A 12792-nucleotide genomic window follows, 5' to 3' on the forward strand; every position below is an offset into this window, starting at 1 on the left:
TTAACGTTTAATACCTGACTTCGCACGCTCGAGAGTCAATCGCGCACGCTCAATAATTGGGCCATCAACCATTTTCCCGTTGAGTGAAACCACACCCGTGCCCTGTCGTTCCCCTTCTTCTGCCGCTTCAATCACCGCGATCGCGTGATCAACATCCGCTTGGGAAGGGGCAAATACGTTGTGGAGGAGTTCAATCTGTCGAGGGTTAATCAAAGACTTACCATCAAAACCCAAACCATGAATCAACTGTGCTTCTTGTAAAAAGCCCTCTTCATTCGCCGAGTCTGAGTAGACGGTATCGAATGCCATAATGCCTGCTGCACGAGCAGCTTGAAGGATAGAGCAACGCGCGAACAGCAGTTCAATTCCTTCCGGCGAACGTTGCGTACGCAAATCGCGCACGTAATCTTCAGCGCCGAGTGCTATACCGATTAAGCGCGAAGAACCATTTGCGATCGCAACCGCGTTGTTGATCCCCATTGCAGACTCAATTGCCGCTAGCATTTTGGTGCTGCCTAATTCGCGGCCAAACTCCATTTCCGCATGCTCGATCATCATTTCCATATCGACTACATCTTGTAAGGTGTCGGTTTTGGCTAAACGGATAACATTGACTCCCGCTTTGACCATCGCCATCACGTCTGCTCGTCCGTATTCAGTCTCTAACGAGTTCACGCGCACAACCGTTTCGATATTGTCGTAGAATGGATGCTGTAGCGCGTTGTAAACCAACATTCGCGCAGTATCTTTTTCACGTACAGAGACCGAATCTTCTAAATCAAACATGATGGCATCTGCATCATAGATAAATGAGGTGCTCAACATTGCCGCATTGGAACCTGGCACAAACAGCATACTGCGTCTTAGTTTTTGGCTCATATCGCCCCCCATACGATCTGATGACAATCTGCGCCCTTAGCCGCTCGCATAACAGCGGCTTGTACACGCGCACGAATAACACAATCCAGTGCACCTTTATCATTGACTGATAAACGCACTGATCCGACACCAAGCTCGTCTAATGTAGACATAACGGTCTGACGTATCGCAGGCTCAAACTGCTTCTCAACCGAACTAGTGATCTCTATTTCAATAGAGCCCTCGGGCGCTGGAACCACTTCGACTAGCAAGTCGCTAGACTCCAAGGTGCCAGCGTATGAGCGCTGAAATATTTCCATAATGGGTCCTTAGGGTACGTTTTAATTAGAGTAATCTTTACATCAAGTGGTAAACCACTTTTGCTTGATAAACATTGTCTTAGAACTGAAGGACGGGTTGCTGGACTGCGCTCATATTTCGCAGTAGGGTAAAGTCAATTTATGTTTTAAATGAACTTAATTTCTATCGACGAAAACAAAAAAGCCCTCACTAGAAAGCAAGGGCTAAAAGGTTAACTAAGGGGGATATTAGTTTCGAACATAGACGCGCTCAGGTCGCCCTACCCGCCCATGTTCATTCTCAACCGATAAAAAACCACTAGCAGAACAGTACTCTAAGTAACGGCGAGCCGTTGTCTTGCTGATCCCTACCGCACCACCTAGCGTTTCCGCGGTAAACTTAATGCCTAAGTTCTCATTGAATACTTGTTTAATTTTATCTAACGTGAGTTCTCCAATACCCTTGGGTAATCGACTTGAACTTTTATCACGCGCTTGCATGTTGAACAAATCGTCAACATGCCTCTGGCTGATGTTGTCAAACGCTTTGATGGCACAGTTGTATTTTAAATAACGATTTAGCGTTTCTTGCAGGCGTTCATAAGAGATTGGCTTTAGAAGGTAATCAAAACAGCCGCACTGAAGCGCTTCTTTTACTGTGTCCATCTCACTAGACGCTGTCACAAGGATCACGTCTGGTTGAGTCGATTTTTTGTCTGCGATAATCTCACGCAACAGATCCACACCTCGACCATCAGGTAGGTAGTTGTCGAGAATAATCAGTTTGGGTTTATGAATACGAATCATCGTACGTGCCATCGCTAAATCTGAAGCAATCCCAACTGGATTAAACCTCACGGTTTGACGAAAAAACTGTGCGTGTAACTCAGCGATTCCCACTTCGTCTTCAACAATTAGTACATCAATTAAGTTCATGATTCTGTGCCTTATTTGGAATGAATATTGAGAATGTTGTCCCCTTTGGTTCAGCATCGTCGACTAAAATCACGCCACCAGCATTCGTCACGTACCGTTGAATCAAGTACAAACCAATCCCATGGCCTTCATTATCGCCTTTACTTGTCACCCCTCGGCTAAAGATAGTGCTCGCAATTTCATCCGAAATTCCACAACCGTTGTCTGAAATTTCAATGACTAAGTCATCACCGGCATCGGTAATAAGTACTGTGACTACCTTATTGCTTTCCGGGTTTTTTAGCGTCGCTTCGAACGCATTATCAATCAAGTTCCCTATGATTGCTGATAGGTCGATCGATTCAATTGGCGCGTTAACCTGCATTAACTGGCAGGTTGGGTCAAATTGAAGATCAATACCCAACTCTCTCGCTCTGGAATATTTACCAAGCAGTATGCCTGCTACTTTTTTAAGCAATATTCGAGAGGTAATAAAGTCAATTAATTGTTGCTTTTTATTATTTTCGCTATTGATAATTTCAAGTGCTGATTTATATTCCCCTATTTCAATCAAACCACTAATAGTTGATAATTTATTTGCATGCTCATGGCGCATAACACGCAAATTTTCTGTGTACTGCTTAATTTGCGTCAGTTCTGCTGTAAGCGAATTAATATCATTTTTCGCACGAAAACTAATCACCCAACCAATTAAATTTTCATCATCATAAATAGCAACTCTACTTGCAATGACAGTCTTGCCGTTGAGAATGATTATTTCGTCCTTTAAGTTATCTTCATAAGGGGTTTTAAAGAAAAACTGATAGTTGGTTATAAACTCAAGGACTGAATTGTTTTTTAGCGAGTCAAAATGTTGGTCTATGCCTAATATTTGAACAGCACTGCGGTTAACTGCAAGGGTTTTTCCTTGCTTATCTATCGCGATAACACCTTCATAAACAGAGCTTAAGATCGACTCTTGTAAATGTAGAGCTAGTGCAATTTCGGACGGCTCCATTCCATTCATTTTTTTCTTGATGTGTTTGGAAAACAACCACGCGCCAATCAAGGTGAGAATGAGTGTCACCAGCAGTTCATAGACAAGCGGTTTAAAGTATAAAACAACCCACTGATCGAAACGATTAAGCAGGTACCCTACCGAAACAACCCCTATCGTGTTGCCATCAAAATCAATAATTGGTGTTTTTCCTCTGACACCATAACCCAGGCTTCCTTCACGAATGGAGACATAAGACTCACCGCGCTGTAAAGCTCCAGCATTATCTCCCCCCTGCATGGGTAATCCGATTTTATCTTTATCAGGGTGAGAAAGCCGCACACCGACTTCATCGCCAATTACAATAAAACTTGCATCAGATATTTTGTGTAATCTATCTGTAACTCGTTCAATAGCGGCAATATTCTTGATTCTAACTTCTTGAATTAATTCTGGATCGCTCGCAATTTCTTGGGCTTGAATTAATGCTCTTGTTCCGACTTGGTCTTCTAAAGTATCCAGTAAAGTTCTATGAAAATTAGTTGTTACAAATGTTAATTGAATGAACATTAGCCCAAAAATTAACATAAAAACTCTTCTGCTAAATGATAGACCACCGTTATATTTATGAAGTAGCTTCACAGCAGTCGACTTCATATTAAATCCTTTTATCTAAACCACAAAAAATATCATTATAGATATTTTGTAACAGATATTAATAAAAAGGAAGATAGCAAGATCTTCCTTTTTATAATTTTATTAGCTACCGATCACATACTTGATCATTACACCAGCAGCGACGGCAGAACCTATTACGCCCGCTACGTTTGGTCCCATAGCATGCATTAATAAGAAGTTACCACTGTTCGCTTCCAGACCCACTTTGTTTGATACCCTAGCGGCCATCGGTACAGCAGAAACCCCAGCCGAACCAATCAATGGATTAACCTTTTCTTTGCAAACTATGTTCATCAACTTCGCCATGACAATACCCATCGCCGTACCAACACAGAAAGCAACGATACCTAACGCTAAAATGCCAAGAGTCTGAGGTTGTAAAAACTTATCTGCCATCAGCTTCGAGCCAACCGATAGACCAAGGAATATCGTCACGATGTTGATCAGTGCGTTTTGTGCCGTATCACTCAATCGTTCTACCACGCCACACTCACGCATTAAGTTGCCGAAGCAGAACATACCCAATAGTGGCGTTGCGGATGGCAATAACATCGCAATTAAGATCAATAACATCAGCGGGAAGCAGATCTTCTCAACCTTACTCACATTGCGTAGCTGCGTCATTGAGATCTGACGTTCTGCGTCTGATGTTAGCGCTTTCATAATAGGCGGCTGGATCATTGGAACCAATGCCATATATGAGTATGCAGCAACAGCGATGGCACCCAGTAACTCCGGAGCCAACATGCTTGATACATAGATTGCGGTTGGACCATCAGCACCACCAATGATGCCAATCGCAGCGGCTTGAGCAACGCTAAAGTCCATGATACCCAGTTGACTTAGCCCTAATGCTCCCAATACGGTTGCAAAAATACCAAACTGAGCAGCTGCACCCAATAAGAGTGTTTTCGGGTTAGCGAGCAATGGACCAAAATCGGTCATCGCACCTACCCCCATAAAAATCACTAACGGGCCGACGCCAGAAGCAATCGCAACACTGTAGAATGTATACAGCATACCGTCACTGAAATTATATTGCTCTGCCAGCAAATGCAGCTGCATCTTTTCTGTTGGCGTCGCCATTTCATAGGCATGCTTGAGATTCTCCAGTCCAAAATCGGTAGTCCCTAAGATAGAACCAAACGCTTGTAGTACATCTTGCTTACCACTGTACATCGCAGCTTCTACAGCATTGATCGCTAAGTTTGCATCAGGCAAGTTCGCCAAGATGCCACCAAGCCCGATTGGAACTAACAATAATGGCTCGAACTTTTTAACGATCGCCAAGTAGAGCAAAATAAGCCCGATAACGATCATGATCGCCTGACCGAATTGCAGATGAAGGAACCCAAAGTCGTTAATTAATGCTAATACGCTTTCCATACCACCACCTTACGCAAGGCTTAGTAGTTGGTCGCCAACTTGCACCGCATCCCCTTCAGAGACAGATACATCATCAACAATACCATCACGTTGAGCGCGAACTTCAGTTTCCATTTTCATCGCTTCAAGAATCAATAACACCTGATCTTTTTTCACTTCATCACCAGGTTTGACATTCACTTTCCAAATGTTACCTGCAAGTGGTGCTGGCATTGGCTCCGCGTTTCCTGATGAAGCAACTGGTCTTGCCGCGGGTGCCGCTGCGGTTTGAGGCGCGGCAGCAAGGACTTCAGGATCCGCCCCTTCATTCACTTTTACGATATAGGCTTGATTGTTCACGTTTACTGTATAAACGCCGCTCTCTGTCCCGGTATTTGGTGACGCTTTCGCTTGTACTTTTTCGCTCGGCACTGGTTCAAATGCGTCTGGGTTGTGGCGGTTCTCCAAGAACTTCCAACCAACTTGTTCAAATAGTGCAACGGTGAGCACGTCATCAATGATCTCTTCGCTCAGAGAAATATCGTTTTGCTTCGCTTTCTCCTGTACTTCTAGCGTGAGAGACTCAATTTCAGGCTCAATCAGGTCGGCTGGTCGACAGGTAATAGCCGACTCTCCTTCCAGCACACGAGTTTGAAGTTCGCTGTTAACTGGCGCAGGCGTTTGGCCATACTCACCTTTTAATACACCCGCGGTTTCTTTACTGATGGTTTTGTAGCGTTCACCCATCATCACATTGATCACCGCCTGTGTACCCACGATTTGCGAGGTTGGTGTCACCAACGGGATGTATCCCAAGTCTTCACGGACTTTTGGAATTTCCTCAAGCACTTGGTCAAGCTTGTCCATCGCATTTTGTTGCTTAAGTTGGCTCTCCATATTGGTCAGCATTCCGCCGGGAACCTGAGCGACCAAAATACGCGAATCAATACCCTTAAGTTGCCCTTCAAAATCCGCATATTTCTTGCGAACTTCACGGAAGTAAGCCGCGATACTCTCAAGCTTACCGATGTCTAAACCTGTATCACGCTCTGTGCCCTTAAGCGCAGCGACGATCGACTCTGTCGCAGGGTGACCGTAGGTCCCACTCATGGATGAAATTGCCGTATCAACGCGATCAACACCCGCTTCAATCGCTTTTAGTAAGGTCATATCTGCCAAACCAGCAGTTGAATGGCAATGAAGATGCAATTCGACATCGAGCTGCTTTTTCAAAGTCGAAACAAGTTCACCCGCTTCATAAGGTGTCATGACTCCCGCCATATCCTTAATTGCAATTGAATCGACACCCATTTCAACCAACTGCTCGGCAACATCGACCCAAGATTGCATGGTGTGTACAGGGCTAGTAGTATAGCAAATCGTACCTTGCGCATGGGCGCCTTGCTTTTTCACTGCTTCAATCGCGCGTTGTAAGTTACGCGGGTCATTCAAAGCGTCAAACACTCGAAATACATCCATACCATTGGCCACGGCACGTTCGACAAACTTGTCGACCACATCATCGGCATAGTGGCGGTAACCCAAAATATTCTGGCCACGGAATAGCATTTGTTGCTTGGTATTTGGCATTGCTTTTTTTAGTTCGCGTAAGCGAAGCCATGGATCTTCACCTAAGAAGCGTATGCATGAGTCAAACGTGGCACCGCCCCAACTTTCAAGTGACCAGTACCCGATTTGGTCAAGTTCTGCGGCAATTGGCAACATATCGTCTAAACGCAGACGAGTAGCGAATAGAGATTGGTGTGCGTCACGCAATACAACGTCAGTGATGCCAAGTGGCTTTACTACTTCAGACATTTGCTTCTCCTAATTAAACACTATTTGTTTTGAGCTTATTGTGGTGATGAATAGCAGCAGTGATCGCTGCAATGGTAGTGTCGTCAGATGAGGAGGAGCGCTCCGGTACTGCCGAGCTTTCTATTGGCTTTGGGACAACGAGAGCCGCTGCTTTTGCAAGCAGGTTGATCGCTACCACCATTAAGCAGAGAAAAAAGAAGACGAAACTCATGCCAAGCGCCATGAGTGTAAAGCCTTCATAAATGATTGGTTGTTGGCTCATTGGAAATACCCATATTTTTAGAGTAGAGCCATTCTAGTGGGCGCTCGTCTAGGACATCGTGAGGAGTATCATCGTAATTGCCCCACTTAATGCGCATAAATGGTGTTAAAAACTTTTATTCCCTAGTTAAAGGACGTTGACCTTTCGCGGCTAAGTTTTGTCCGAAATAAGTGCATTTTAATCATGCTGCGAGGTCACTACGCCTCCATACATTTGCGCCATTTAGACCATTTAAAACTCTGCGCTCAAGTAAAAATACCGCTCGGTTCAATTTCATACGTAAACACTCTTTTTAAGTTAAAGCTTCAGCCATTCAACAGAGAGGAAGAGATATTGGACTCGGTCAGCCCACATGAACAATACCATGCACAGCGTGAGAAATTCCTAAGCCACTATCGACTACCGATTGTGACGTTAAAACTTAACCTACCGAATGAACTCAACCACAAAGGATTTGCCCAATCTCTTTTTGAGTCAGCACTCAACGCTTTTGAACAGAAGTTAAACGAAAGCAATATTCAAATTGCCGACAAAAAGCTTTTCCCCAATGCGAGTCACCAAGCCATGTTTTCTGTTCAATTTCATTCAATCACTTTGCTTAAAAAACTGATGATGCAACTTGAAAGGGATCACCCTTGGGGGGCGCTGTTTAATTTTGACGTCACATCAGAGCAAGGGGAAACATTGTCACGTCGTTCCGCTTACATGCAACCAAGACGTTGTATTATTTGCTCAGAGCCGATGCAAACGTGCATTGCGACTAAGCGCCATACCGTAACGGAGGTCGAACAGGCGGTTGTGAAACTGATGGCGATGGGCGATTAGCCTCTCTGATTAAAAAAAGCGCTAGTTTAACTAGCGCTCCTACCTTTAAGAATCATTAGGTAACTTTCATGCTGGCTGTGCTTGCTGCCTTTCTGTTACCGACATCGCACGGCGCTTAACTTGATAAGGGGAGGTTTCTACATCAAACAGTCTTTTCAAATGTAGATATGTCGTCCTCGGCACTAACTTCTCTATCATGTTCCATTGATTATCAAACAACAGGTTTCGCACTAAAGATGCAGAGACGGGTTCTTTATCGCACTCCATACGAGGAATCTCAATAAGAGTAATCGGATCACTTTCTAATGTGGGTGTGGTGAGCCATTGCTGCATTTGTTGGTTATAGAAGTTCGTCACTTTGCACAGTGGCTCTGTCCCCACGTAACGATGTGTAATCCCCAAAGCAGGCGCAATGTGTGTGCGGAATATTTGTAGATCCATCGCAGTATGGCAGTAATTAATCACCCCTTCATCTTTCAAGAAATAACTTGGAAAGGTTGCTCGAGAGATAATGTAATCCGAACCCTCGTGAATAATCACATTTTTCAGGTCCTTCAAACCTTGTTGAATCATCAACAACCTATCTTGATAGGAGAAGAATGAACGATCTTCTTTAACCACAAACAAGTGTACCCAATCACACTCTGAAGCGGCTTTCTCAACTAAATGGCGATGCCCAAAAGTGAAAGGATTGGCATTCATTACAATACTACCAACACGTTGACCAAACTGCTTTAGCCGTCTTAAACGCGCGCAATAGTCATTGAGGCGTGATTTACTGTTTTCCAGTAAAACCACTCGATTTTTAACCGAGGCAAGCAAATGAAAGCCTGCTTCTTTAAATAACTTGTAGTTTTCTGGTTTGGTATAAATAAATAAATTGAAACGACCTAAATCATAGGCAGACTTGACCAACTCGCTAATTAAACTGGTCGAAACACCTTTGCCTTGTAAACTCTCATCGACAGCGATCGACTTCAACGTGTTCCCCGCCAAACCTCCGGTAGCGACCACCTGCCCGTTCGAAAAGGCAACAACGAAAAACTCTACGTCAGCATCAATGCCCAAGCCCATACGGGTGAGAAATGCCTTCACTGGCTCAAATTTACGAATATTTTGTCTACGTACTTTTTCAAAATAATATGACGTCAGCACTGGCTTATCTCATTAGTAATTCACCACACTATTATCCTATTCCCACCTAGCGTAAATAATGATTCTAATCAAAACGCATTAGGTGGATAAAATATTTAAATGGCGTTAATTATTTTAATCCCCACATTCTATAAATTAGCCAACGCAAAAAGCCAACTGACGTGAATCAGTTGGCTTAAAGGATTGAAGCTACTTAATTAAGCAGGCTGTTCAAGTTGCGCTTTGCGCTTGCTACGAATCATGCTGATAACTGGTAGTGCAATCGACAGTACCGTAATTGCGATCAGAGCTTGGGATACCGTTGAGCTAGCAAAAATCGTTAGGTCTTGGTTAGAGATTCTAAACGCCTGACGGAATGATTGTTCCATCGTACCGCCTACGATAACAGCAAGGATCATTGGTGCAGTTGGAATATTCGCACGCTTCATTACCACGCCAGCCACACCAAGGATAACTAGGATGTAGAACTCAATAACTGAGTTGCTGATTGCGTAACAACCAATGAATGCTAGACCAAGAACGATTGGGTACAACACCTTAGGTGGAATTGCCAATACGCGTACCAGCACACCCGCAAGAGGAATGTTAACGACCGCAAGAATGATGTTAGCAACAAACATACTTGCAATTAGACCCCATGCAACATCTGCGTGTTGAACAAACAACAATGGACCTGGCTGAATACCCAACATCAGTAGTGCACCCATCATTACCGCAGTCGTACCAGAACCTGGAACACCCAGTGATAACATAGGGATCATTGCACCAATCGAGGCAGCATTGTTAGCTGATTCAGGCGCAGCTAGTCCTTCAATTGCACCATGGCCGAACTCTTCACTGTTTTTAGATAGCTGCTTCTCGTTGTTGTAACACATCAGAGACGCCATCGTACCACCAGCACCTGGCAGTGATCCCACTAGGAAGCCGACAGGAGCACTACGCAAGATAGGCCATTTTGAACGTTTCCAGTCATCACCTTCAATCCAAATTCGTTTGAACTTAGTCTGCGCTTTTTTGGTGCCTTTGCTTAAAGAGCTAAAGCTCTTAAACACTTCACCCATTGCATAGATACCGATGATAACAACTAGGAAATCGACACCAGTTTGTAGGTGTAAGTTGCCAAAAGTAAAACGTTCTGTACCTGTTTGAGCATCAATACCAATGGTCGCAATAGCTAAGCCAATCACCATCGATAAGAAGCCTTTGAGCATATTGCCTTTAGACATCGATGCAGTCATCGATAGCGCAGCAACCATCAATAGGAAGTATTCCGCAGGACCAAACTTAAGCGCAAAACCTGCAACAGGCTCAGCGAGTAAAGTCATCAGCACTGCAGCAATCATACCACCGATTAGTGATGCGATAGCCGAGATTGCCAATGCCGACTCAGCTCGTCCTTTCTGCGCCATAGGGTAGCCATCAAAGGTTGCAGCCAGTGCGGCTCCATCCCCTGGGGTGTTGATTAGAATCGAGCTACGTGAGCCACCAAACATTGCACCGATATAAACACCCGTCATAGTGATCAGTGCTGCTGTCGGCCCCATCGCAAATGTCATTGGTAGTAATACTGCAACCCCGGTAGCAGGGCCAAGGCCGGGTAACATACCCACCACAGTACCCAGAACACCACCAACGGTCACGAGCAATAGATGGTATGGCTGGAATGCAACGCCAAACCCGTTAATTAAGTTAGCAAAAATTTCACTCATAATGACCTCTTACCCCATAAATGGAAGTGGTGGAAGGCTAATTGCCAATAGTGTGTTGAAAATGAAGAAAACCGTGACGGAAAATGCCAATGCGATGGCCGCGCTCTTCTTCCACTCTGAAAGCCCACTCGTAATGCTTAACATTGCAAACAGGAACATAAACGTACTGATCACATAGCCTAGAGGGTCAAAAACCAAGGCGTAACCAATGGAGACTAGACAGGTATAGAAGATACGCTTACGGTCGAACTTTTTGATTTCGTCTTCATTGATCAAATCAACCCAAGCTTGGATAGAAGCTTTAATATTACTTTTTGCCAGCAGAATGCCGCCGACAATAATCGACAGTACTGCTACTCCCATTGGGAAATAAACTGGGTCTAATGGATTACCAAATGCAGCCCTAGGCATCGCATATGTCATACCACCATAAATTAAACCAAAACCGATGCTAAATATGCCGGTAAACGCATCCCAGTTTGGACGAACTTTTTTGTTTTCCATGTTGAAATCCTTACAGAACCGAGAAATATGGAATGTCGAGCTGACGCCTAGAGCACTGGAACGTGCTCTAGGTACTACTCCGTATAATTACTTCTTGAAGATCTCTGCGAGGATTTGCTTATACTCCTCGTTTGTCTTCGCTAAGAACTGATTGAACTCCTCACCTGTTTGGTAGGCAGCATCCCAGCCATTACGCTTACGCGCTTCCGCCCACTCAGGTGTTTCCACCATTTCTTTCAGTGTTTTGTTCCAGTATTTGACTGCGTAATCTGGCATGTCTTTTGGTCCAAACAGGCCACGCCAGTTTTCAAACGTTGCATCAATACCTTGCTCTTTTACGGTTGGGATTTCTGCAACTTTACCTTCACCGATTCGCTTGTCCGCTGTCTGAGCAAGAGCACGTAAGTTGCCACTTTCAACTAGCTGAACAACATCGCCAAGACCGGTTGAAATGAGGTCAACGTGTCCGCCCAATACCTGAGCCACTGCACCACCGTCTTGAAACGAGATGTAGTCAATCTGATTGATGTTAGGAACGCCCGCCGCTTTAGCGATCATCAAGAACTGAATGTGGTCCATACTACCTGCAGCTGAAGTACCACCAACTTTGACAGATTTAGGATCTTTCTTTAAAGCTTCCATTACTTCATTGATCGAGCTGTATTTCGAATCTTTTGAAACAACAAACGCTCCGTAGTCTGTAATTAGGCGTGCAAGTGGAGTGGTGTCTTGGTAGCTGTACTTACTTGCACCTGTAAGGTTCGTAAGTAGAATCGGCGGTGAGTAAACCGTAATGAGCTTGTCACTGCCTTTTTGTGTTTGCATATAGGCTAGGTTCACAGCGCCACCGCCGCCAGGACGGTTAGTGATTGGCATGTTTGCTTCTACTAAGCCTGTATCTTTAAGAGTCTTAGCGACGGTTCTGATGGTGAGATCCCAACCACCACCAGCACCAGAAGGAGCAACAAAAGAAAGTGTTTTTGGTGGATAGTCTTGCGCTGCCACACTGCTCAATGGTAATGCAGCTACAGAGGTCATCGCTGCTCCAATCATCAAACTCTTTAGTTTCATATTCATTCTATATTCCTATAGTCATTATTTTATTTAGCTTTCAAACCTCAAATAAGTGAATAGTTACTGAGGTTGTTAGGAATATTATGATTTGAAGTAGAGCTTCGATGTGTGATTTATTACCTTATAAACCAGATGTTTAATGCCGATTATGGCGTTAATAAATTTATTTTAAAAAGAGAATTAAAAACAACAAGTTACAGGCTAGATAAGTGTAAAAACTCGACTTTTACACTCTATTTTCAAGATCTGGTTCAAATTAAATTTATCTATTTCGCTCACAATCATTCGCTTAATAAAAATTAAATGAATTTATTCCAGAGGAATATTTAGCGA

The 12792-nt window shown here is 44.0% G+C and carries 12 protein-coding genes; 1 reads left to right on the plus strand and 11 read right to left on the minus strand.

The features are described 5' to 3' along the window. The 7 genes from citE to GZK95_RS19135 all read right to left on the minus strand — a co-directional run bounded on the left by citE (nt 1) and on the right by GZK95_RS19135 (nt 7192). Nucleotides 1-879 carry a citrate (pro-3S)-lyase subunit beta gene (citE, locus tag GZK95_RS19105; protein WP_225623958.1) on the minus strand — a complete coding sequence of 293 codons (879 nt, stop codon included), beginning with the start codon at nt 877-879 and terminating at the stop codon, nt 1-3. After that, the gene (citD, locus tag GZK95_RS19110; RefSeq protein WP_075710139.1) at nt 876-1178 is read right to left on the minus strand and encodes a citrate lyase acyl carrier protein; all 303 of its coding nucleotides are present in this window, start codon (nt 1176-1178) and stop codon (nt 876-878) included. Before citD ends, citE begins: the two co-directional genes overlap by 4 nt. A gap of 228 nt (nt 1179-1406) precedes the next feature. After that, entirely contained in the window at nt 1407-2096 is a 690-nt protein-coding gene (locus GZK95_RS19115; protein WP_171972093.1) for a response regulator, read from the minus strand. Next, entirely contained in the window at nt 2080-3726 is a 1647-nt protein-coding gene (locus GZK95_RS19120) for an ATP-binding protein (RefSeq protein WP_075713891.1), read from the minus strand. Before GZK95_RS19120 ends, GZK95_RS19115 begins: the two co-directional genes overlap by 17 nt. Nucleotides 3727-3828: 102 nt before the next feature. Beyond that, a complete protein-coding gene (locus GZK95_RS19125) occupies nt 3829-5133 on the minus strand; it encodes a sodium ion-translocating decarboxylase subunit beta (protein WP_151148820.1) in 1305 nt (434 codons plus the stop codon). Between the two features lie 9 nt (nt 5134-5142). Beyond that, nucleotides 5143-6930 carry a sodium-extruding oxaloacetate decarboxylase subunit alpha gene (oadA, locus tag GZK95_RS19130; RefSeq protein WP_075715793.1) on the minus strand — a complete coding sequence of 596 codons (1788 nt, stop codon included), beginning with the start codon at nt 6928-6930 and terminating at the stop codon, nt 5143-5145. A 13-nt stretch (nt 6931-6943) separates the two neighbouring features. Next, the gene (locus GZK95_RS19135; RefSeq protein WP_075715792.1) at nt 6944-7192 is read right to left on the minus strand and encodes an OadG family protein; all 249 of its coding nucleotides are present in this window, start codon (nt 7190-7192) and stop codon (nt 6944-6946) included. A gap of 333 nt (nt 7193-7525) precedes the next feature. On the opposite strand from GZK95_RS19135, the gene GZK95_RS19140 reads away from it, so the two are divergent. Next, on the plus strand, nt 7526-8017 hold the full coding sequence (locus GZK95_RS19140; protein WP_075715791.1) for a citrate lyase holo-[acyl-carrier protein] synthase: 492 nt from the start codon (nt 7526-7528) through the stop codon (nt 8015-8017). A gap of 66 nt (nt 8018-8083) precedes the next feature. Here GZK95_RS19140 and citC read toward each other — a convergent pair whose 3' ends face one another. The 4 genes from citC to GZK95_RS19160 form a co-directional block, all read right to left on the minus strand. Beyond that, nucleotides 8084-9172: a [citrate (pro-3S)-lyase] ligase gene (gene citC / locus GZK95_RS19145; RefSeq protein ID WP_075715790.1), complete on the minus strand. Its 1089-nt coding sequence runs from the start codon at nt 9170-9172 to the stop codon at nt 8084-8086. Between the two features lie 197 nt (nt 9173-9369). Next, complete coding sequence (locus GZK95_RS19150; RefSeq protein ID WP_075715789.1) at nt 9370-10881, minus strand: tripartite tricarboxylate transporter permease; 1512 nt, start codon at nt 10879-10881, stop codon at nt 9370-9372. A 9-nt stretch (nt 10882-10890) separates the two neighbouring features. Continuing rightward, on the minus strand, nt 10891-11385 hold the full coding sequence (locus tag GZK95_RS19155; protein WP_075710157.1) for a tripartite tricarboxylate transporter TctB family protein: 495 nt from the start codon (nt 11383-11385) through the stop codon (nt 10891-10893). 87 nt (nt 11386-11472) lie between these two features. Further along, nucleotides 11473-12462, minus strand: a complete 990-nt coding sequence (locus GZK95_RS19160; protein WP_075710159.1) for a Bug family tripartite tricarboxylate transporter substrate binding protein — start codon at nt 12460-12462, stop codon at nt 11473-11475. Between the last annotated feature and the right edge of the window lie 330 nt (nt 12463-12792).

The organism is Vibrio panuliri, assembly GCF_009938205.1.
Taxonomy (GTDB): Bacteria; Pseudomonadota; Gammaproteobacteria; order Enterobacterales; family Vibrionaceae; genus Vibrio; species Vibrio panuliri.